Annotated in this window: 12 protein-coding genes; 6 read left to right on the top strand and 6 right to left on the bottom strand. The window is 68.6% G+C overall.

The features are described from left to right. Positions 1 to 178: 178 nt before the first annotated feature. The 5 genes from QMG73_RS30885 to QMG73_RS30905 form a co-directional block, all read right to left on the bottom strand. The gene (locus QMG73_RS30885) at positions 179 to 10927 is read right to left on the bottom strand and encodes an AAA family ATPase (protein ID WP_281901540.1); all 10749 of its coding nucleotides are present in this window, start codon (positions 10925 to 10927) and stop codon (positions 179 to 181) included. Positions 10928 to 11013: 86 nt separating this feature from the next. Next, positions 11014 to 11283: a hypothetical protein gene (locus QMG73_RS30890; protein WP_281901541.1), complete on the bottom strand. Its 270-nt coding sequence runs from the start codon at positions 11281 to 11283 to the stop codon at positions 11014 to 11016. A gap of 221 nt (positions 11284 to 11504) precedes the next feature. Further along, positions 11505 to 12743 carry a hypothetical protein gene (locus QMG73_RS30895; RefSeq protein ID WP_281901543.1) on the bottom strand — a complete coding sequence of 413 codons (1239 nt, stop codon included), beginning with the start codon at positions 12741 to 12743 and terminating at the stop codon, positions 11505 to 11507. 42 nt (positions 12744 to 12785) lie between these two features. Beyond that, positions 12786 to 13877, bottom strand: a complete 1092-nt coding sequence (locus QMG73_RS30900) for a peptidoglycan DD-metalloendopeptidase family protein (protein ID WP_281901544.1) — start codon at positions 13875 to 13877, stop codon at positions 12786 to 12788. Further along, the gene (locus QMG73_RS30905) at positions 13874 to 14434 is read right to left on the bottom strand and encodes a hypothetical protein (protein WP_281901545.1); all 561 of its coding nucleotides are present in this window, start codon (positions 14432 to 14434) and stop codon (positions 13874 to 13876) included. Before QMG73_RS30905 ends, QMG73_RS30900 begins: the two co-directional genes overlap by 4 nt. A 189-nt stretch (positions 14435 to 14623) precedes the next feature. Between QMG73_RS30905 and QMG73_RS30910 the strand changes: the two genes are divergently transcribed. The 5 genes from QMG73_RS30910 to QMG73_RS30930 are packed head-to-tail and all read left to right on the top strand — an operon-like array spanning position 14624 to position 20099. After that, positions 14624 to 14944 (top strand): hypothetical protein, encoded by a 321-nt coding sequence (locus QMG73_RS30910; protein WP_281901546.1) that lies wholly within the window; start codon positions 14624 to 14626, stop codon positions 14942 to 14944. A gap of 6 nt (positions 14945 to 14950) precedes the next feature. After that, positions 14951 to 15715: a hypothetical protein gene (locus tag QMG73_RS30915; RefSeq protein WP_281901547.1), complete on the top strand. Its 765-nt coding sequence runs from the start codon at positions 14951 to 14953 to the stop codon at positions 15713 to 15715. Beyond that, the gene (locus QMG73_RS30920) at positions 15705 to 17111 is read left to right on the top strand and encodes a hypothetical protein (RefSeq protein ID WP_281901548.1); all 1407 of its coding nucleotides are present in this window, start codon (positions 15705 to 15707) and stop codon (positions 17109 to 17111) included. Before QMG73_RS30915 ends, QMG73_RS30920 begins: the two co-directional genes overlap by 11 nt. A gap of 8 nt (positions 17112 to 17119) precedes the next feature. Continuing rightward, on the top strand, positions 17120 to 18610 hold the full coding sequence (locus QMG73_RS30925) for an SCO6880 family protein (RefSeq protein ID WP_281901549.1): 1491 nt from the start codon (positions 17120 to 17122) through the stop codon (positions 18608 to 18610). Between the two features lie 25 nt (positions 18611 to 18635). Beyond that, on the top strand, positions 18636 to 20099 hold the full coding sequence (locus tag QMG73_RS30930) for a hypothetical protein (RefSeq protein WP_281901551.1): 1464 nt from the start codon (positions 18636 to 18638) through the stop codon (positions 20097 to 20099). Positions 20100 to 20341: 242 nt separating this feature from the next. Here QMG73_RS30930 and QMG73_RS30935 read toward each other — a convergent pair whose 3' ends face one another. Then, positions 20342 to 21043: a class I SAM-dependent methyltransferase gene (locus QMG73_RS30935; RefSeq protein ID WP_281901553.1), complete on the bottom strand. Its 702-nt coding sequence runs from the start codon at positions 21041 to 21043 to the stop codon at positions 20342 to 20344. A gap of 440 nt (positions 21044 to 21483) precedes the next feature. On the opposite strand from QMG73_RS30935, the gene QMG73_RS30940 reads away from it, so the two are divergent. Continuing rightward, positions 21484 to 22218, top strand: coding sequence for a phosphoadenosine phosphosulfate reductase (locus QMG73_RS30940; RefSeq protein ID WP_281901555.1), 735 nt, complete (start codon positions 21484 to 21486; stop codon positions 22216 to 22218). Positions 22219 to 22274: the final 56 nt, after the last annotated feature.

Raw genomic sequence — 22274 nt, forward strand, 5'->3', positions numbered from 1 at the left:
GCAGCGATCCGACCGGTCAGCCGGGCGGCGGCATGTCCCGGGCCAGCCGTCGGCCCTTTGGGTGATCCGCTGTTCCCGCACGACATCCCTGTACGCCAGGCTTTGCTCAACCAGATCAGATGCCGGCTCAACACTTTCGTGCACCGCTCCCAGTAGCAGGCAGCCAGGTGTGAGGCGGCTACATCCCAGCTGCCCGCCGCGACGCACCAGATTGGGTGATCGGGCGTCCGGCGCGCCCGGCTGGGGCCACGTGTCCCTGCTGCGCCCCCACGGCAGTGTCGAGGCGTGCAAGCTGCGTCGGGGTGCGCGGTGCCGTCGGCCCGGGCGACTCACGGCTCGTCTGATCCGCAAGGTTCCCCGTCCCATCAGTATGCGTTGGTGGTCTCGCAGGCGTGTCGCTGTCGGTTGACTCCGGACAGCCCTTGATTGCGGAGTAGACGACGTGTCGGGCGTAGGCGCTGAGTTCCTCGGCGAAGTCCTCATCGCTGAGGTAGAGCAGCAATGCCGAGTTGTTCGCGTCGGCGTCGCGGGCGTTGACGAGACGATCCTCCAGCGCAGGCTCGAAGACGCGACCGAAGTCCTCCTCCTCATGCGCGAAGGCTGCGCGACGGACGCGATGGTCGTTGACAAGATCGGCGACGGATCGTGCGAGCCATTCTCTTTTACCGACGGGGATATCGAGGGCGTCCGGCTGGCTGGACAGCCAGAACTGTACCGACGACCTGATGTCAGCTACGGGATCAGCCACAGTGGACTCTCGCTGGGCCAAGGACCGACTCGCTGCGGTCGCGGCGCGGTCTGTGTGCTCGGAAAAGTCTTCGATCCAGCTCAGTGAACCCAGCTCCAAGCGGTATCGCGCGCGGGTGACGGCCACGTACGCCAGGCGCAGTTGCTCGGCGTCGGGCAGCTGAACTTCTCCGGTCTCCTGGTTCTGTTGGGGCTGGGGAAAGTCGTCGGCGATCTGGACCTGTGCCCACTCACGGCCCTTCGCCTTATGCACTGTGGAGACGATGACGTCGTAGTCGGGGTTTCCGTCCGCGTCTGTCTGGTCCTCGTCGGCCAGTTCCTTGACCATCTGGAGAAGTCCGTCGGCGCCACGGCGGTCTACGAGACGGACGAACGCGCGCAACGATTGAGCACCGTCGCCGTCTTCGACGTAGGCGCGGACCTCGTCCCAGTCGGTAAAGCGGCTCAGGTCCACGTGTTTGGTACCGCGTCCGGCTTGCAGGTCCTTCGCGGCCTTGGCGATGTCCTCGATGGCACGACCGCCGCCCATGAGGGCGACGCGTTTGCCTCGGTCGAAGGCGTCGAAGACGCCGGCGACCGCTCCGGCGTTAGTACGCGCCAGGATCGCGTCGGGATCGTCGACCAGGCCGATCCTGCTGTCGAGCGCTGGGTTGCCGGCCAGCAGCCACGGTGAGCCAAGCAACCGCAGGAACTGGTTGCCGACGTCGGCGACTGCCGGCCCGAACCGCCAGCTCTGGGTCAACGGTAGGGTGCTCTGCACGGGCCAGTTCTTCAGTGCGTCGATGGCGCCGCGGAATCCGTAGATGGACTGGTTGGAGTCACCGACAACGACGGTCTGCATCGGCTGGTCCTGGATCACCTTACGCAGCACCGGGTTGATGTCCTGTGCTTCGTCGAAGAAGACCACATCGCAGGGCAGGCGCGGGTGGCGCAGTGCCCAGAGTTTGAGGTAGTCGTCGTGGTCGAACAGCAGCTTGCCGTCGGGGTCAGCGATGTCCTGCCATGCGGCCCGCGCGTAACTCAGTACCGTCTCGCCAAGCCCGGCGACCTCGGTCGGTACCGACGCAGGTAGGTGCTGGCTGCCAATTGTGTCGGCGGCGCTTTCCCGGAAGGTGCGTACCGTCGCCATCACCAGGCGGGCAAGGTCTTCCGGTGGGAGCTCTTGGGCGCCGCCGAGGGCGATGTTCAGGTGTTCGGCCCACTCCTCGGGCCACCGGGCGCCCTTACCGATCCGGTCGAGCTTGCCGCGCAGGGGTGTGCCGTCCAGAGCCTCGCGGGCGAAGGCGTGGCTGGTGTCGGCCCGGACGTTACGGCCGAACTTACGCTGGGCCTCGTCGGCGATACTCCTGTTGAACGCGATGTACGCCACACGAGTCTCGGGGCGTACAGCGGCGAGCATCTGCAAGGTGGATGTCTTGCCGGTGCCGGCGAGGGCTTGCACGGCGATGGTGTGGCCGGCCTGGTAGGAGTCGATGATGCGCTGCTGCTGTGTGGTCGGCGGCAGCGCGGTGGTGGGCTTGGCTGTGCGTGCGGCGTCGGCGCGGTCTTGGGCTGCCAGCCACCTCCGGATGTCGCCGATGGCAGCGGCCCGGTCGGCGAGCCGGCCGGTGTAACGCCATTCGCCGCTGGCTCCCCGATACTGGAAGCGGTATTGCTTCAGTAGTCCACGCAACCCGTTCTCGCGTGGGGCGCCGGTGGTGCCGCGTACCAACAGGGTTGGCCCGTCGATGATCTGGATTCGCTCACTCCACGTCGGCGCGGCCGGCGCGGCCGCTGACGGTTCCCCCTGTGTCGTGGCGAATGCACCGGTCGCTGGGGTGAGATCTGCATCTGAATGCGGGTCGGCGTCGGCGTCGCTGACGGGTTCGTCCAGCTCGGCAGTGGCGGCTAGGAGCTTCGCCTCGGCTTCCAGGTAGGTCCCGGTGTGTTCGCCGACGGACGTGCTGTCGTGGTCGACGATCCGCCACTTGGGTGGGCCGTGGGTCTCGGCGTCGGATGTGAGTTCGAGCCGGCCACGGGGCAGCATGCCAGCTTGCGGGTGACGAGCGTCGACGTAGACGGACGTGGCTCGGCCGTTGGACCGTCGGTATACGTGGTGCCGGCCGTCGGCGGTGGGCGCTTCCTCGCCGAGCGTAACTCCGGCGAGCCATGTCGGGGACGGTGCGGTGCTGATGGATTCGCTTGCAGGGGGCAGTCCGTTGTCGTGCCGGGCCGCGAGGTCGGCGCGGGGACGCAGGCCGGCACCGACTTCACCCTCCATCAGGTCACGGGACGGATCGAGGCCGGCGTCCAGCTTCATCCGGGCGTAGGTCACTGCTTCGGCGACGGCGCGGCGGAACAGCGGACCGGGTTCGGTGTAGGGGTACAGGCGCGCGAGACGGGCCTCAATGTTTTGGTCGGGCGATGGTGGCGGCTCGGGCACCGGTACGGGTAGTTGTTCCGGCTCGGCGGGGATGCGGCCGGCGGTGGTCGCTTCCTGGACGAGTTGTGGTCGGAATACTGGTCTTGCTCGTCCATCCCAGGATCGGTATCTCCCGCCGAACAGCCACCAGGCGACCTCTCCGGTGATTTGTTCCGGGCAGCCTTCCACTGTCCACAGTTCGTTGGCTGGTCCGTTTCGGATCTCGATGGTCAGGCCGAGGGCGGTACGGGCAGCGAGGATCTGGTGTTCGACGGGCATTCGCAGCCACGGTGCCGGCTCCCCTGCCGGCATATCGGGGCTGGGCGGGTCGAGCACGGTGAGCCGCGCGTCCATCTCGGTTTGCACGGTGTGCACGGTCGGCCCATCTGGCGTTTCGCCCAGCTTGACGACGATGAGGGCGTCTGGGTGCCAGCCGCCGTACCCGCCGCGCAGTCCCTGTGCCTCGATGACGTAGCCACGGGCGGTGATGGGTTCGCGTTGGACGTCGACGCCGGAAACCTCGCCGTAGGTGCCGTTGGCGACGAAGGAGACCAGGACAGTTGGATGGCCGTCAGGCGTGCTGGGCCACTGCACGACGTTGTCGGGTATCCCTGCCGCCACCTTTTGCAGCAGCCGCTGCTCCGCGCTCAGCGCCGTGGTGTCGTGTCGTACGGCCGCGGCCGTGGTGGCATGCTCTGGCCTGGGTTCGACGGCTGGTCGGAGCGGGATCGCGAGCTGGACGGCTCCGGCCTCCACCTCCTGGGACTGTTCTGGATCGGTATTCCCGTCGGAGTGGGCCAGCGCGGACTCGTCGACAAGCGGTGCCGCGCTTGGAATGTCGGACACGGGCGCGGCCGGCTCAGCGGTGTTGGTGACGCTGGTCGCGTTGCTGCGAAGCGGCGGCATCTGAGGGTTGGACCGCAGGCGCCGCAGCAGGTCCTGCGCTCCGGTGACGTGGTCTGCGACCGTGCGAACGGTTGCTCCGATCCCGCTGCGGTTGCGTGAGATGATCTTGGTGGCACCACTTTCGGCGATGGCTTTCAGGTCGGCCTGGATGTCCTGCTGGTAGCCCGAATCAAGGGTCCGGTACTCCTCCATGGTCAGCCGGCCGTACGCGGCCAGCCGTACTGGGTCGGGCATGCCTTGGCTGCTGGCGGGCTGGCACAACGCGTCAATGGCCTGTTCCTGGGCCTCGGTGTGAGCCGCGGTAGGGCTGCCCGACCAACGCTCTAGTAGGCGGCGGGCGGTGGCGCGTTCGCGCCACGCGGGTGAGGCGAGGGAGTCGTGAAGGTCGGTGGTCAGCGCTTGGCGGACATCGGACCGCAGCTCACCGTAGTCCTTGGTGGACAGTTGGACGAAAGTGCGAATCCGCCATTCCCGCCGAATGCTCCACGGCTCTCCCCGATCCATGCCGAGTTCGTCGATCACTGCCTGTTGGCGCGGTGTCAGGTCGAACGGCTCGGGGTCCGACCGAGCGACGTCGGATGCTGGCCCTGGTTCCGCGGCGTGAGCAGATAGCTGCGCTGATGGAGTAGCGGTGTCCAGTGGGTTCCGCTCGCCCTTGGGGACTGACTGTGAGGCTGTGGACTCCGCGCGCAGCACGGGCAGAGCTTCGGGCAGGACCAGGACTCGCCAGCCAAGCTCGTCTCGGCGACCGTCGGAGTCGGTGACCACGAGGTCGAGCAGTTCACCTTGGCCGTCCAGACCTGTGATGCCCGCGTAAACGCCTTCGATAAGGAACCGTTCGTCGTTGGGCGATCCGAGTCCTCGCCACGGATGGGTGCCAGCGCCGGCGACCCATAGCCGCACCTGGTCGCCCACCCTCAGATCGGCTTTGGCGATCATCTGCACGGTCAGCGGACCGGCGGCGGGCCGGTCCTCGAAGCGTCTGTCGTTGGGGTCTTCGACGGGCAGGATGCGGCCGTGCTCGCGCATCCGTCGCAGCAGTTGTGCGACCCGCCGCATGCGGGTGTCGTGGTGCCAGCTGCGCGGCAGGCCCCAGCGTTGCAGGCTGCGATACCACTTGAAGCCGGCATCGGACAGCGCGCCGCACATCTGGCTGTCGGACTTGTCCGTGCCGTACACAAGGACGCTGTTGCCGTTGATCTGGATTGTGCCCGGTTCGTCGCCGGCCGTGGGCACGAGCCCGCCGCGGGCGGGGACTACCTGGGTGGGGTCAATGGCGGGGTGATCGACTTCGCGATCGGATAGGGTCGGCTGCGGGGCAGCCGCGTGGTCGACATGAGACGGATCGTTCGGCGATGAGTCGACGCGGACTGGTTCGATGGAGCCTGGGGTAGGCGTGGCCCGGACCTGCTCGTAGACGGTGTGCCCGGCGGCCTGACTGAATGCTGCCCTGAACTGCGGGTCGGTCGAGAAGTACCAGATCGCGAGGGCTTCGCCGGCACTACCGACGTTATCTGCGGCACTGAGCAGGAGTTCCTCCAACGCCGGGTCGAAGACCGGCGGGAATTCGTCGTAGTCGCGGGCGGATCGGGCGGTCATGGCCACCCGGGGGTCGCTGGTCAGCCGCGGGATTTGGCCGGTGAGCCAGTCACGCTGCTGCGTGGTGAGGTTTGCCTGCGCGAGAACGTGCTCCAGGATGCCGGCTTCATGGATAGTCTCCCGCTGAGACAGGGGTTGCCCGTCGTTGGGCGCCCCGCCGGCCGGCCTCGGGTCGGGGTCGCGGCGTTGTTGCCCAGTGTCCGCGCCTGCTGACCCGGATGCGTTCGCCGCATGGTCCGCGTCTGCTCGCGACCGCCGCACGTCGGCCGCTGGCCGTGCGGTCGGGTTGGATTCACCAACGGCGCTGCCGCCTCGCGCGGGGGCGCCTTCCGCCGGGGCTGTGCCGCCGTCCGGAGTGTTGTTGGGGCTGGCCGTGTCGAGGATTTGTAGCTGCTTGTGCAGCTCGGCGAGTTGGTCGGCGTGTCGATCCAGGTCGGCCTGTTGTGGGAATGGCAGGCCGATGCGGGCGGTTGCCCGGTCTATGTTGGCCTGGAGCCGGTCGATGCTGTCCAGGTAGCGCTTGCGCAGGTCGTCGGCGCCTGCGACCTTGTTTTCGAGTTTGCGGATAAGCCCGATCTGGTCGGCGCTGCTGCTGGCTGCGAGGGCGTCGAGGTCGCGTTGGGTCAGTTCGATCATGCTGTCGGCGATCCCGTCGAGTCTCAGCAGCGCCCGGTCGCCGAGCAGGCCCGCCTCGATGCCGGCGGACAGGATGATCCCGCCCAGTTCGCCGAGTTGGAGGTGCTCCCGGCCTCGTCCGGCGTGAACGGCGGCTTGGAGGCGTCGCACGAGGGCGGCACCGGCGTCGGCTCGGCTGTCGAAGGTGGTGCCTTCCAGGGTCATGCGGAAGGCGTCGCCGCGGGTGTCGCGGCGGCGGGCGAGGACGGTGTTCAGGTCGCTGATGCTGCGGCGCAGTCCGGTGATGGTGTGCTGGTTCTGCTTGACGGTGGCGGTGAGGGTGAACTGCTCGTCGCTCCAGATACGCGCCTCCAGTCGCAGCGCGCCGACGGCTTCCTCAGTGCGGTGCAGTTCGAGAAGTTCGGGGCGGCCGGCGGCGACGGCGAACATGACGGCGGGGTCGATCTTCCCCCCATCGTCGTCTTGTTCCTGGGCGTCGATGACGCGGGTGGTGTCGTTCGGGTCGAGCATTTGGCGGGTGAAGCGGGCCTTGTCGTCGACCTTTTGCCACAGAAACGGGTCGTACGAGTTCTCGGTGACCACGAAGATGTGGTGGATGGCGGTGTTGTCGTTGCCTTGGCGCTGTCCCCGGCCCAGGCTCTGCGTGACGGGGGTCAGTTTCCAAGTCGGGTCGAGTTGCAGCACCGAGATGACGCGGCGCTGGATGTTACGTCCGGTGCCCAATCCTTGCCTGCTGCCGATCAGTACGGCGATCTTGCCGTCGCGCGCGTCTTGGTCGAGCTGTTCTTTCTGCTGACGGTTCTTGGCCTCTTGAGCGAAGCGGATCTGCTCAGGCGGCACACCGCGCGCGGCCAGCTCGTCGCGGAGTCCTTCGTAGACTGTCCACCGGTCGCGACGCGGTACGCCCAGGTCGCAGAAGACCAGTTGCAGGCTGCCGCGCACCGGCTCAGGGGTTCCGTCGGACCGGTAGTAGATGTCGTCGCGGTGCGCGCGCCAGATCTCGGCGATCCGGTCAGCGGCGACGTCGATCTTTTGTGGCCCGTCGGTGTGGTCGCCGATCAGGCGCAGGTCCAGTGACGCTGTGCGCCCGTCGGTAGAGATCCACAGAATGTTGTCTTTCTTGAACTCCCCTTTGCTGTTCAATCGCTCGTCGGGGTGGCCGCCGGTGACCTTCTTCGCGCGGGCGGCCAGCATGACCAGATGGCCGTGTAGCTCGGGTGAGGCGGGTACGGCGAGGACCTCTGGCTGGCCACCGATGATGGCCGGCTCGCCCAGGTCGAGGTGTTCCTTGAGTTTGACGTCGGCCCACGAGTACATGAGCTGCTTCTGCTCGGGCAGGTTCACGTAGCGGCTGTGGCGGGTGCGGGATTCAAAGCCGCTTCCGTCGGGGCGCATCTCCACCCGCCGCCGGGGTTGGATGAACGCCGCGTGGTACTGGTCGTCCTCCTCGACACCCATCTCCGCCAGCAGTTCGGGCGCGGCGTACTTGGTCATCGTCAGGATCTCGGACGGTGAGTTGTCGATAGGGGTCGCGGTGGCCAGTGTGACGACGCGGCGGCCGGTGCGGCGCAGGTACTCCAGCTTCATCTCCAGGTCGGCGGTGATGTCGTTACCGTCGTGGGCGAGTTCCCTGATCGATGAGATGACCCGCAGGTTCTTGTAGACGTGGGCCTCGTCGATGAACAGGTAGCCGATGCCAGTGCGCTCGAACTCCACGCCCGGATCGCTGGGGGCGGCCAACTGCTCAGTGATCTGCTGTTGGAGGGTTTGGACCTGCTTCTCGATGTCCTTGACCGTGTACCGGTCGGCGCCTTCGGAGTTGGCCAGGTGTTTGCGGAGCCGGTCGAGTTGCTTGTTGAGGTAGTCCACGCGCACGGCGCGGCTGACGGGGATCTTCTTGAACGCGTGATGGCTGATGATGATGGCATCCCAGTCCCCTGTGGAGCATCGGGCGACGAACTGGCGCCGCTTATCGCCGGTGAGGTCTTCGGAGTCGGCGGCGAGGACTTTGGCGCGCGGGTATGCCTGGAGGAACTCGCGGCGGAATTGGCCGAGCACTCCTTTGGGCACCACATAGCAGGGTTTGGTGACCAGGCCGAGACGCACCAGTTCCATGCCGCCGACGATCATCTCCAGGGTTTTGCCGGCACCGGTGCCGTGGAAAAGGCCAACGCCCGGGGTGTTGCGGATGCGGGCGACGGCGGCCATCTGGTGCGGGTGCAGCGGGAACGCCAACGATAGGCCGGGGGCTTCGACGTGTTCGCCCTCGTACGTGCGCGGGATGCGGGCGTTGAACCTGTCGTTGTAGATACGGCCGAGGGTGGCCGCGCGGTCGGGCTCTTCCCACAGCCAGGCCCGGAACCGTTCGTCGACCTGCTGTGCCTTGGCCTGGGCGAAGGCGGTGGCCTCAGTATCACGGACGGTCTTCTTCTCAGAGCCGGTGCCGACCGTCTTGGTGATCTCGATCGTTTGGCTGTTGAGCAGATTCTCGGCCAGGTCGGTGGCCGGGCGGGACTTGGTGCCCCACACGGTGGTGGCCAGCACACCTTTCTTGTCGCCGCCCTTGACCGACCACCGGGCGCCGATGTTGGAGACGGTGACGGTGTCATCTTCGAGGATTTCCCGTAGGAACTGTTGGACGTAGTCCGCGGCGATCCACGGCGAGCCGAGCCGAGCACCGATCTCCACCGGGGTCAGGTCGCGCGGGACGACGGACTGCAATGCCTGAACGTTGACCTCGAACCGGGCGTCCACGTGTGCGGCCTGTTGGGCCACGACGAGCTTGCGGCGTACGTTGCCCGACAGGTACTCCGCTTTGCGGATCAGTTCGCCGCTGCCCGGTTCCTCGAAGACGAGGTCGCCAAGAGCTTCGCGGGCCTGCTGTGGATGGTCGAGGCCGAGCAGCGAGGCGACCACGTCCAGGCGTACTTCGTTGTGTCGGTCCCAGCAGACGACCAAGGCGTCATCGGGTTCCTGGACCCGCTGCACCGGGTTCGGGACGGTGATCACCCGTTGGCTGAACACTTCTGCCTTCTGCGCCTGGCCCGACTCGTCGTCGAACTTTTCCAGGGCCGCGACGTAGGGGAAGAAGGGGTCGTCGCGGAATCCGCCCATCCGCGGGTTGATACGCCGTTCGGTCTCGACAACCTGTCCGGTCTTCTTGTCCACCCTGGTACCGGCGGAGAGCTGAAACCGGTTGATGGCCTCGAAGCGGGCGCGGTAGGCGTCGTAGCGGCTGTTGAGTTGGGCGCGTAGCGCCGCCATCCGTGGGGTGTCGTCCCGGTTAGCGGCTTCCTCATCCAGCAGCGCCAGCAACGTTTCCCGTAGCCCGATCAGGGCACGTAGTTCGACGATCTGGGTGCGGGCTGGTTCGTGGCGTACCCGGCGACCATCGCGGATCTGACTGAACCGCCCGTCGCCTTCGTCGACGAACAGCCCTTCCTGCATCTGCGGCTCGGGCGAGCGCAGCACGACTTGAGGCTTGGGGACCAGGCTGTCGAGCGCGGAGCGCAGCGTGGCGCCGGTGTCCGGGTCGCTTCCGCGTACCGTCAGCACGGGCCGGCTACGGCCGCTGTCCGTCAACTGGTCGCCGAGCACCATCTGCGGTTGCTCCAGGAAGTACTCGTTGACCTCGAATGTGTCAGCGTTTACCGAATCGCGGGCCGCTGGCAGGTCGACGGGACGCACGCGCAGCCACTGCGGCACGGCCGCCGCGGTGCTCTTCCCATCGGGCCGACGTCGGAAGATCAGGAGGTCGGTGACCACCTCGGTGCCGGCGGCGACTTGGTGAGCGTTGATGGGCAGCCGCACCGCACCGACCAGGTCAGCGAGTGCGGCCATCTGCTCACGGGCGTGCTGGTGCGCCAGGTCGGCACCGTCCATCGTGTACCGGGAGGTGATCAGCGCGACCAGCCCACCGGGGCGGGTGGCGTGCAGCGACTTGATGATGAAGTGGTTGTGGATGGAGTACTCGCGGCCGGGGTTGTATCGGGGGTCGTGCAGCTTGTGGCTGCCGAACGGCACGTTGCCGATCACCAGGTCGAACCCTGGCTCGGGCAGCCGGGTGTCAGCGAAGGACTCGGCGCGGATGTCCGCGTCCGGGTACAGGGCCTGGGTGATCTGCGCGGTGGTCGGGTCCAACTCGACGCCGACCAGCCGCGCGCCGGTTGGCGCGAAGCCGAGGAAGTTGCCGCTGCCGCATCCAGGCTCCAGCACCCTGCCGCCGGAGAAGCCCAGCCGCATCACGGCGTCCCAGATGATCTGGACGTAGGCAGCGTCGGTGTAGTGCGCGTTCAGGGTGGTGGTTCGGGCGGCCCGGTACCCGTCGTCGCCCAGAAGTGCTTGAAGCTCTGCGCGTTCGGCGGCGAACCGGCCGGCGTGCTTGGGTCGCTCGTCGAATAGCGCTGGAGTGGCGCCCCAGCCCGACCATCGCGCGTACAGCACCTGCTCGTCGGCGGTCGCGGGCCGCCGCTGTTGCAGTTGGCGCGCGAGCGCGCGGACCGCGTCCAGGTTGGCGCGGATCCGCTCGACCTCACCCGAGGGCGCCAGATCGTGCTGGCCGGAAGGCCGGAACCTGGCCGACTCCGCTGCCGGCTCCACAGTAGAGGCCGGCAGCGGGTCGCCGGCAGGGACGTCCACCGGATCGCGTGGGCGCGCAATCCGGTCGGGGTGCGGCAAGCGTTCCTGCCGGACCACCGCCGGCGACTCAGCAGTTGCCTCGGTGGCTACCCGGAAGTCAGCAGCATGCCCCGCAGGATCTGGCCTTCCGCCTCGAATCGGGCCATCGTCAGCCGCCGGACTCGCGGTAGGTAGTTCTCCTGCGGCGGCGGATCCCCAGCCAACTTCGCGGCCAGGTCCTCGATCGCTTGCTCCAGGTCCTCGCCCATCTGGGTGAAAAACGCCTCCGGATCCGCCAGCTCCCGCATCTGGTCGGGTCTGGTGTCCTGCCAGTGCCGCATCGCTTGCTGGCCGTACCGGTTCACTGTCGTCTCCATCCTGCGGCGATGACGGGTTCCGCTCGGGGCTGTCCGGCTCGGGGTTGGTCGGCGCGTGTTTGCCGGGTGCCCCAAACAGGAAGTCGAAGTCCAGCGCGAGCTGGTCTGGGTGCTGCTTGCGGCCGCGGTGAGCCATTCACCGTCCTCCCTTCATACCGCTTCGCCGCCCGCTTTGGTCTTGACCGGCTCGCGGCGCGCGTGCCAGTTCTGCGTGAGCCTCCTCACGGCGTCCGCCGGGTCGTTGTCGATGCGGGTGCGGGCGATGCGGCCGTGCGAGCGCGGCTGTTGGGGGCGCTGGCCGCCTGCGGCTCAAAGACCCCGCGTGCTTGGTCCTCGCGGGCCAGTTGGGCGACGGTTCGGCCGGTCGCTGCGGCCGGGGCGGCGATGTCGCGGTTGACCGCGGCGAGCAGCTCACCGATCCAGGCGCGGGCGGGCCGGCCGTTTATCGTGACGCCCTCGGCGATGGCGTGGCCGCTGTAGGCACGCCACCCGGCGAGGATGTCGGTGGCCGCGGTCAGGGTTCCGGCTTGGACGCCTGCGGTGCGGGCTGCGGCCGTCGCGAGGGCAGCGATGCGCTGCCACCGTGGTTGCGGGCCAGGCTTCGCGGCGGCGGCTTGGGCAGCGGCCACTGTGCGCTGGTCGGCTGGCGGCGCGGCGGGTTGGTCGGGTGCCAGCCGGCTGATCGCCTGGCCTGCCACGGAGGACAACTCGTGCAGGGTCAGCCACGCGCCCGGATTGGTCGCCGCGGCATCGGTGGCCGCGGCGGCGACCCGGATCGCGGCGGCGGTGTAGGCGGTACGGTAGGCCGGCGGGTAGTCGCGGTTCCATACCGTGTCGGCCACGAGCACGGCGCGGGCGGCCGCCGGCATTCCGGCCAGCCGGTTCCATTCCCGTTGCGCCATCTCGGTATCGGGCACGCCGGTCTGTGCTCGGTCGGTGGGGTCGCCGCGCGCCGAGCCCATCCCGGCCGATCCGGGTACACGTCCGCTGTCCGGGTCGGCGCCGAAAGCCTGTGCAACGGCGGCGGCATGGTCGAGGGCCCACACGTTCACGGTGTGTGCGCGGGTCCCCCACCGGCCCACAAACGTCGCGCCGGCCAGCGCATGATGGCCCTCGGCGACGATCGGCTCCCCGATCGGCCGTCCGCTGCGCGCGTGCACCACAGCGGCGACGCTGAACGGCTTGAGCCCGGCCGCACCGGTCAACGCGCGGGCCACCGGCCTGTTGCGATCACCGCCGGACCGCAGGTCCGCGGTCAGTACGTCGGCTGCGGCGGCCGCGTCCGGGTTTGGTGCCCACACGTGAACCCAGCGGAACTGTTCGTTGGCTGCCAGGGGGTTGACGGTGTGGAAGGTGTTGTAGTCTTCATGGCCGGCACGGACGACGGGCGTACCGACCAGCTCGCCGGTGTCGGTGTTCACCACTGACGACACGGTGTACCGGCGAAGGTTGTCAGTCATCGTGAGCGCTCCTTGCGGCAGCCGCGCGGCGACGGCCGTGGGTTACGGGTTCAGACCAACGCTGCGCAGGAAGGCGATCGGATCTTCTGCATTGTCCTTTGTGGACGGTGGTGCGTTGGGTCGATGCACCTCGAAATGGAGGTGAGGGCCAGAGGAGTTGCCGGTGGAGCCGACCCAGGCGATGAGTTGTCCGGCCGTAACGCGTTGTCCCGCGTGCACGTTGACGCGGATCGCGTGGCAGTAACGGGTCGCGGTTCCGCCGCCGTGGTTGATGTTGATGGTCCAGCCGCAGCCGTCCAGGCCGATGAAGCCGGGCCGGTTGCAGTAGGCGCTGGAGCAGTGCGCGGACAGCACCACCCCGGCCGCGGCGGCGTAAATCGGGGTGCCGGTGCTGGCGATCAGGTCGACGCCGGCGTGCAGACGGCCCCAGCGGGGTCCGAAGCCGCTGCCGACGGTGTAGGTGCCCGGTGCCAGCGGCAGCACCCATTGGCCGGACACGACGGCCGGGGCGGCGTATTTGGGTAGCCGGGCGCGGATCTGTTGCGGGTAGTCGTGGGCGAGCCCGGCGGCCGGGACGCCACCGGAATCCAGGATGCAGCGGCGTCCGCAGAAGTAGGCGGCCCACGCGAGGTCGAGGACGTGACCGCCGAGCCGGCCGGCGGCGAGCTGCCGCTCGGCCCATTGGACGAGGTCGCACATCAGGTGGCCCTGTGCGACGATCGCGTCGCCCGGGTCGTACGGGGAGTTGACGCCATCGTTGTCGTAGTCGCGGCCCCAGCTCTGCCAGGTGGCGTCGGTGAACTGGGCGATCCCTTTGGCGGGCACCTGTCCGGAGTCGGTGTAGGCGTTGGGGTTCCAACTCGATTCCAGGTCGAGCTGGGCGGCGATCTGCGCCGGACCGATCCGCGGGCAGAGCGATCCGGCAGCCAGCACCATCGCCAGGTACCGCGGCGGTACCGGCGCGTCCGGCCGCAACCGGTTGCCCGCCGGTTGCGCGGTGACCGCGCCACCGCCCAAGCCGGCACCGCCGCCGACCGCGAGCACGAATCCGGCGCAGCAGACCAACCCGAGCACCGCGACGCCGGCTACCGCCAACCACAGCAGCCGGCTGGAGCCACTCTGTCCGCCGCTCATACCGGCTCGCTGATCTGGTAGCCCTCGACCCGCCAGTCGCCGCCGTCGCGGCGCAGTGTGCACAGCACGAGCCGTTGCTCGATCGGGCCGCGCCACCCGTCGACGCCGACCGGAGCGACGCTAACCCGCACCGCGCGGTAGGACTCGTAGGTGGTATCGGCCGGCTGGCCGTCGGCGACCGCGGCGGTCGCGGTCGGGACGGTGGTCGCCTGATGCGCCCGCCAGGTCGCCCAATTCGGGGCACGGCCCGGCGGCTGCGCGGCGACCGCAGCGGCCAACTCGCCGGTGGCGTACGCCATCGCACGCCGGTACGCATCCTGCGCACCGGTATCGATGCGGGTGTCACGCCGGTACACCGCTCCGGCGAACGCCAGGCACACCGCCGTGGGCTCGCGGTAGTCCGTCGCCGGGTCCGTTGGCGGGCTGACGCTCGCCGCCAAGGTGCGCTCCGGCGGCACCGACGAATCTGCGCCACGGCCGCCCAGGACCAACCCGGCCGCGGCGAGCACCGCAACGCAGAGCGCCACCATCGCGGCCACGCGGGGCATCGCGCGCATACGGATCCACCTCCTCGCGGGATCTCGTGATCGGTTCACGAAATCCGCAGAGGGTGAGCGGAAGCGTTACCCGTAACGCCCTTAGCGGGTCCGGATACACCTTCACCAACCGGTCCGCTACCGGACGGCGGCCATCGTCCAGGTCATTGCCTCATGCGCAGGCAAGAGCCAGGACGAAGGAGAACGCACGTGTTGCTCGAACGATTCGCGGCGGCCATGGTCAGTGTGCTGGCCGCCCCCGAACCCACCCCCGCCGTGGGAGTGCCCAATCCGGGGCCGACGCCGATTCCCGGCCTCGCGCCGGTCGCGGACATGTTCCTTAGCTGGGGCAAGTGGACGCTGCTGGTCGGTGGTGTGCTGGGCATGTTCATCTGCGGCGGCATGATGATCCTGGGCCGGCGCAACCGCTCGTCCACTGCGGTGGACGGCGCCACCGGTATCCCGTGGGTGCTCGGTGGTTTGACGCTCGGCTCGATCGGCGCCGCGGTCGTCGGCGTGGTCCTCCAGTAGGCGGCCGTGACTGACCACATCGCGGCGCGGGCCCGCCGTCGTACCGCCGTCGTCGTGGCGGCTGGGGCTGCGGTCGTGCTGGTGACGACAGTGGTCGCCGTAGGACTCGTGGCACTGCTCGGCCAGTCCAACCCCCGGCGGCCTATCACGCCACCGTCCGCAGTGACCACCGACTCGTTGGTGGCGTCCGAAGTGGAGCCATCAGTGCCGGCGGCGTCCCCGGACGCGGCCGGTGAGCTGTCCTGGACCACGGTGGCAGGCGCGCGGGTGCCGGTCTCGCGCAGCGCCGGGCCTCGCGACACCTCCAGTGGGCGGGCACGAGGCTTCGCCCACAATCCGCTCGGTGCGGTGCTGGCCGCCGCGCACATCAGCCTGCGGCTCAGTGCGCAGGTCGGCCCACAGGTGTTTGGCCCGACGCTGCGCGAGCAGGTGGTCGGCGGTGACGCGGCCGCGCTGGGCCAACAGCTTGAGGACGACTACGAACAGGCCCGCGCCCGGCTCGGTCTGCCCTACGGGCAGCCGGCCGGCAGGTTGTACTCGACCGCCCACAGCTATCGCGTCGACCAGGACTCGCCGACCACCGCGGCGGTGCGGTTACTCATCGAGGGGCCGGGCGAGAACGGCGCCCCGGTACTCATCGAGCTACGACTACGCACAAAGTGGCTCGGCGAGGACTGGGCCTTGCAGGCGCCATCCGGCGGCGCTTGGGCGTCGGTCACCGCGCTGGTCACCGACGCCAGCGGCTACACCCCATTCTCGGATGGAGGCTGACCCGATGTGCGCGCCGTGGGATACCGGCTGCGTCGCCACCGAGGTCGCGGCCGTCGTGTCGAACAGCTTCCTCGGCCAGATCTCGCAGATGATCATCACAGCCGAGCTGTTCCTGATCGACGTGTCGGCGAGTTGGTGGGTGCTCGTGCCGTCGATCAAGCTCTACCCGAACGGGTCCAACACCGACCCGAACGCCGCACCGATCGACGCGGTGGCCCGCATCCGCGCGTTGATGCTACCGATCGCGGCCATCATCGCGATGGGCGGCATCCTGTGGAACGGACTGCTGATGGTGCTGTCCCGCAAGCCCGCTCCGCTGGTCAACGTCCTTCGTGGACTGTGGAACACCGCGCTGTGGTCGGCCGTCGGCGTGTTCGGCACCAACCTGCTGCTGTATGGCACCGACCAGTTCAGCGTCTACGTCATCACCTCGGCGCTGCGCAGCGTCGGCGAACCCAGCTTCGCCAAACGCCTTGCCAGCCTCATCGTCCCGGTCACCGGCCCCGATGGCGGCATCCCGCCCGGCTTGGTCATGCTGGTCGGCGCCATCGCCACGGGCTGCGCGTTCATCCAGGCAATGCTCATGCTGTTCCGCGACGGCTCGGTGCTCATCCTGGCCGGGTCGACCTCAGTAGCCGCCTCCGGCAGCTTCACCAACGCCACCAACGGCTGGCTACCAACACTGCTCAAATGGCAGCTCGCGCTGATCTTCTACAAGCCGACCGCAGCGCTCGTGTACGCGACGGCGATCTGGCTGCAAGGCGAGAACCGCTCCACCGACCCGCGCGTGCTGCTCATGGGTATCGCCATGATGATCGTCGCCCTGGTTGCCCTGCCGGTGCTGCTGCGGTTCTTCAACTGGACCATCGGCGGCCTCCAGTCTGGCGGCGGCGGGCTAGGGCTGCTCGCCACCGCTGGCGCGTCCGGACTGCACGCCGCGTCCTCGCTGCGCGGCGCCGGTGGCGGCTTCCAACCCGGCGAGCACGCCCGCCACCTCGCTGAGACCTTCGACCCGGGCAGCGCCCCGCGCGACGGCCCCAACAGCCCGGGAAACCGTCCCGGTCCCGGCCCGGGTCCGGGCACTGGTCCCGGCCCGGGTTCGAGCCCCGGGACTGGTCCCGGTCCGGACGCGGCGCCATCGCCCGTATTCAAGCCGCCGGCGTTCCAGGGCGAGGCCGGTACCGGGAAGGTCGCCACCATCACCTCAGCCGGTGCACCACGCGCCGCGAGCGGAACCGCAGGCGCGGCATCCGGATCAAGCGGCGCGGCCGGCGCCTCCGCGGCGGCTGGTCCCGCAGCGCCCATCGTGGCCGGCACGGTGATGGTGACCAGCACGGCGACGCGGACCGCTAAGGATGCCGCTAACACCACCGCCAACGCAACGAAAGGCCAGTGACACAAACGATGTCCACAACAGACGAACCGGTACGCACCTACGGCGGTTGGCGCAGGTCGCGAGGCATGGGGCTGATGGGCCTGGGCTCGACCCAGACCCTGGTGGTGTTGGCCGCCTTGACTGCGGTGACCCTCTCGCTGTCGCTGAGCCTGACCGCCTTCGCGGTCATGGTCGGGCCGGCGGCCGTGGTCATCGGCGGGACAGTATTGCGGTGGGACGGCGTCCCGCTACTGCACGGGGTGCTCCAGCGGGTGCGCTGGGGCTGGGGGTCGACCCGCGGCTACACCTCCTACCGCTCCGGGATCACGGTGTCCCACCAGCAGGCGTGGACCCTGCCCGGGGTGCTCGCCCCAACCAGACTCCTAGCGGTCCAGGACCCGGCCGGCGACTACGGCCTGGTCTGGCATCAGCGGGTCGGGACCATGACCGCCACCCTGCGCGCCGCCGCCACCTCGACCTGGCTCGTCGACCGGGAGCAGGCTGCGGCGTGGGTGTCCAACTGGGGCGGTTGGCTGTCCGGGCTCGGGCACCTGCCGATCGTCCGGTGGGTCACTGTCACCGTCGACACCGCACCGGCGTCCGGTTCCCGGCTGGCCGACTACGTCAGCGGGCGAATCTCCCCCAACGCCCCAGCCTCCGCGCGGCGGGTCCTCCAGCAACTGGTGCAGGTCTCGCCGGCCGCCGCCGCGGACGTGGAGACCCGCGTCTCGATCACGTTCGATCCCACGCACTCGCCAACCCGGCCTCGAAACCTGGACGAGTCGGTGGCCGAGATCAGCCGTAACCTGCCCGGCCTCCAGGACGCGCTCGGCGGATGCGGCCTGACCGTGCTCGGCCGGGCCAGCACAGCGGACCTGGTCGCCGCCGTACGTGCAGCGTTCGACCCACACGCACGCGGCGACGTGGCCCGGCTCGTCAACGGCGCAGACACGCACACGATCGGAAGGTACCTGGACTGGGACACCGCCGGACCGATCGCCGCCGAAGAACGCTACGACCACTACCAGCACGACGGCGGCTGGTCGGTGTCCTGGTCCTGGCACGAGGCCCCACGTACGCAGGTCCACGCCGACGTGCTGGCACGGCTGCTGGCTCCCGGCCCGTACCCGAAGCGGGTGTCGTTGCTGTACCGGCCGTTCAGCGCCGGTGAAGCCGCCCGCATCGTCGAACGGGAAGTCAACGCCGCGAGCTTCCGCGACGCCCTACGCGCCGCACAGCGCCGCGACGAGAACGCCCGCGACCGCGCCGACAAGGACCGCGCGCTACGCGCGGCGCATGAGGAGGCCGCCGGCGCTGGCGTAGGTCTGATGTCAATGTTCGTCACCGTCACCGTGACCGACGAGGACGACCTCGGCCGCGCGGTCGCCGACGTCGAAAGCCGCGCCGAGGTGGCCAAGATACGGCTGCGGCGGATGCGCGCGAGCCACGCTTCTGGGTTCGCCACCACCCTGCCCTGCGGCATCTGCCCATCGCAGCTCGCCACCCAGTGGCCCCGATAGCCAGCGACGACGACCGGAGGATGCCATGCCTGCCAGCCTTAAGATCGCGCCGTCGTGGGGGTGGCGGATTCCCGGCGCAGGCCGGGTCAGTCACCTCGCCTCGGGCGTGGAGTACCAGGGCACCACCGTGCAGTTGTCCGGCCTGTTCCCCTATGTAGCCGGGTCCGGCTCACCCGTCCTCGGCGTACCGATCGGCCGGCACATGCTGTGGGGCGAAGTGCTCTGTCTCGACCCCCTCGAATGGCTACGCAGCGGCCTGGTCACCAACCCCGGCATGTTCCTGCTCGGCCAACCTGGCGTCGGAAAGTCCTCCCTCGCCAAACGGCTCATCACCGGCCTGACCGGATACGGCACGCACGCGCTGATCCTGGGCGACACCAAACCCGACTACACCCGCCTCGTCGAACATCTCGGCGGACAGGTCATCCGCATCGGACGCGGCCTGGACCGCATCAACCCGCTCGATGCCGGCCCACTCGGCACTGCCCTCGCACGGATGGACGGCACCGAAGCTGCCCGGCTGCGGCTGGAGATCCGCGGCCGGCGGCTGTCGCTCCTGCTCGCCTTGTGCACCCTCATCCGCGCCGGCCGCGTCACGAACCCAGAGGAAGTCATCCTCGGCCGCGCCATCGATCTGCTCGGCGAACGACTCGGCCACCAACCCACCGTCCCCGCCGTACTGTCCCTTTTGGACGAGGGTCCCGATGAGTTACGCGCCGCGGCCCGAGCGACCACATCGGATGAGTACCAGCGCCGCGTCGGCGAACTGATCCCCACCCTCGCGCTGCTGTGCGAAGGGTCGCTGAAGGGTGTCTTCGACAACGCGACAACCAACCCGATCGACCTCGACGCACCCGCCGTGTCGGTGGACATCTCCCACGTGGCCGCCGCCGGCGACCAGCTCGTCGCCGCAGCGATGCTGTGCACCTGGGCCTACAGCTTCGGCGTGGTCGACGCCGCCGCCGTACTCGCCGACCACGGCCTTGCCCCGCGCCGGCAGTTCTTCGGCGTCATGGACGAGCTGTGGCGCGCCCTTCGCGGCGCTCCCGGCCTGGTCGACCACGCCGACGCGCTCACCCGGTTGAACCGGCAGCGAGGCATGGGCACCCTCATGGTCACCCACAGCCTCGACGACCTCGACGCCCTGCCCACAGAGGAAGACCGCGCCAAAGCAAGAGGATTCTTCGAACGCGCCGCCATCAAGATCCTGGCCGCACTGCCCGGCCGGGAACTGGATCGCATCAATCAGATCACCCGACTGTCCGCGCCTGAGCGGGAGCTCGTCAGCTCGTGGGCGGCGCCGGAGGCGCTATTCCCTGGCAGCGTGCACCCTGGGCGCGGCAAGTATCTGCTGAAGACCGGTGAGCGGCCCGGCCTGCCCGTGGCACTCTCGCTCGTCGGCGAAGAGTGGCGGCTCTACGACACAGACCAGAAGATCCGCCCAGATTCCGGATGGATTGAGCGGAACTCCGGGGGTGAAGTCCGGTGAGGAGGGGATCTGGGTCTGGAGTTCGGGGAACTGCGGGAGCTGATGGGCTGCGGTCAGGCTACGACGGCTGCCGGGACGGCACAGTCCCCAATGGTCGCGGATCGAACGGCGCGGGCCATCGAAAGGCCGGACAACTCGGCGAGGGCGCGGAGATCACCACCTCTGGTGAGGGCTTCGTTGGGGATCCCGTCGAGGTGGATCTTCTGGTCTCGGAGCCAACGGCGCTGACGGATCGGCTTGGTTCACCGCAGGCGCTGAGCGATCCTCAGTTCGGTCAGGTAGCGCTTGACCACTCGTCCGCTGTGGTTCTCGTCGATGAGTCCGGCGATGCAGTTCAGCAACCCGCTTCGTTGTGCGGCCGGCAGTGCCCGGTGTCCCGAGTATGTCAGCAACAGATCAAGGTACTCCGCTGTCGTGTAGGACGACTCCCATTCGTAGCGGTGGAACTTTGCCGGCCCGAATCGCCCGGACGTGGCCAGCTCCCGGTCGTCTTCGGGTATTTCAGAGGCAGATTGCTGGCGCAGACCGGGTGGGGTAGCTGGGTCGAAGCGCTCGTAGCAGTCCTGAGCCTCCACGAAAAACTCCTCGCTGCCACCTGCGATGTGCTCAGTCATCACCGTGGCGAGCAGCCCGTCGGGGCGCAGCGCATCAGCGGACTTCGACACACGTATGACCGGATCGACCCAGTGGAACGCCGTGGCGGAGAATACGACGTCGAATGGCTCGTCGGGCAGTGGCCAATCCTCGAACGCCGCCGTGACGACTTCGACCGAGTCGAACCGGGCCAGGTTCCGCCGAGCGACCGTTGCCATCTCGGGCCCCAACTCGACGGCCACGATCCGATAGCCCCGCTCAGCCAGCGCCATAGTCGCTTGCCCGGTGCCGCAGCCGATCTCCAGCACCCTCGCCCCCGGGGATACCGCAGCTGCCAGGTCCTCGAACATCTGCGCCGGTTATCGGGGCCGGGCTCGGTCATACCGCTCGGCGTCCTCGTTGAAGGTTCTCCGCAGCCGCAGGTAGTCCTCGCCGCTTGTCACTCAGAGAGAGTAGACACTGGGCTGCCCTCAGCGTACGGCGGCTGGTGGCGCGAAACGGTCCACGACGGACGCCTATCGAGCGGCACTGGCGATGGACAGGCCGAACAGGTCGACGAGTGCCCGCAGATCACCGCCTGTGGTGGTGGCTTCGTAGAAGATCCGGTCGACGTGGACCTGTTGGCCGGACATGCCGAGCGTGCCGTAGGTCCTGCAACAGACGCCGCCGTGTGGACAGGCACACGATGACCGCCCAACATCGGCAGCCGTTGCGCGCTGTCGCTTTTGGAGGAGGTGTTCAGTCCACATGTCTCCTCGTACTGGCTGCGCAACAGCGGATCGACTTCGGCGTGTTCCTGTTCGCCAACGTCGGCGACGACTCCGAAGATCCGGCCACATTGGACTACCTTCGTCGGTACGCCATGCCGTACGCGGCCGAGCAGGGCATCGAGCTTGTCGAGCTGCACCGGACGCGACGCGACGGCAGCGCCGAGACACTGTATGGCAGACTGACCAAGCCGGGCTCGCGGTCATTGCCGATCCCGGTGCGGATGTCCTCGGGCGCGCCTGGCACGCGTAGCTGCACGGCGGACTTCAAGGTACGGTTGGTCGGCCGCTGGCTCAAGCAGCACGGTGCCACTGCCGCGACGCCGGCAACCGTTGGCATCGGAATCAGCCTGGACGAAGTCCAACGCGTCAACAACCGGCGGGCGATGCCCTATGAGCGACCTGTCTACCCACTGCTAGACCACACACCGCCGTTGCGCCGCATCGACTGCCAACGCATCATCGCCGCCGCCGGGCTACCGGTGCCCGGCAAAAGTGCGTGCTGGTTCTGTCCAATGAAACGGCCAGCCGCATTCGCTGAGATGCGCCGCGACCGCCCCGATCTGTTCGCCCGCGCCTGCGATCTGGAGGACCTACTCAACGCCCGCCGCGAACAGCTGGGCAAAGATCCGGTGTGGCTGACCCGCTTCAACCGGCCCTTGCACGAGGCCGTCCCGGCGGCGCAAGACATGCTTCCGGGCTTCGACACCACTGACGACGAAGACATGACCTGTGACAACGGGACGTGTTTCACGTGAGCGGCGCCGCCCTCGCCCGCCACGCCGATACGTACCCGCCCTGGCCGCACGGCATC

The sequence above is a fragment of the Phytohabitans aurantiacus genome (genome assembly GCF_027923225.1).
In the GTDB taxonomy this organism is placed as follows: domain Bacteria; phylum Actinomycetota; class Actinomycetes; order Mycobacteriales; family Micromonosporaceae; genus Phytohabitans; species Phytohabitans aurantiacus.

Excerpts from the sequence above, each read along its gene's own strand:
- QMG73_RS30890 (WP_281901541.1), bottom strand. The coding sequence starts at position 11,283 with ATGGAGACGACAGTGAACCGGTACGGCCAGCAAGCGATGCGGCACTGG.
- QMG73_RS30895 (WP_281901543.1), bottom strand. The coding sequence starts at position 12,743 with ATGACTGACAACCTTCGCCGGTACACCGTGTCGTCAGTGGTGAACACC.
- QMG73_RS30900 (WP_281901544.1), bottom strand. The coding sequence starts at position 13,877 with ATGAGCGGCGGACAGAGTGGCTCCAGCCGGCTGCTGTGGTTGGCGGTA.
- QMG73_RS30905 (WP_281901545.1), bottom strand. The coding sequence starts at position 14,434 with ATGCGCGCGATGCCCCGCGTGGCCGCGATGGTGGCGCTCTGCGTTGCG.
- QMG73_RS30920 (WP_281901548.1), top strand. The coding sequence starts at position 15,705 with ATGGAGGCTGACCCGATGTGCGCGCCGTGGGATACCGGCTGCGTCGCC.
- QMG73_RS30925 (WP_281901549.1), top strand. The coding sequence starts at position 17,120 with ATGTCCACAACAGACGAACCGGTACGCACCTACGGCGGTTGGCGCAGG.
- QMG73_RS30930 (WP_281901551.1), top strand. The coding sequence starts at position 18,636 with ATGCCTGCCAGCCTTAAGATCGCGCCGTCGTGGGGGTGGCGGATTCCC.
- QMG73_RS30935 (WP_281901553.1), bottom strand. The coding sequence starts at position 21,043 with ATGTTCGAGGACCTGGCAGCTGCGGTATCCCCGGGGGCGAGGGTGCTG.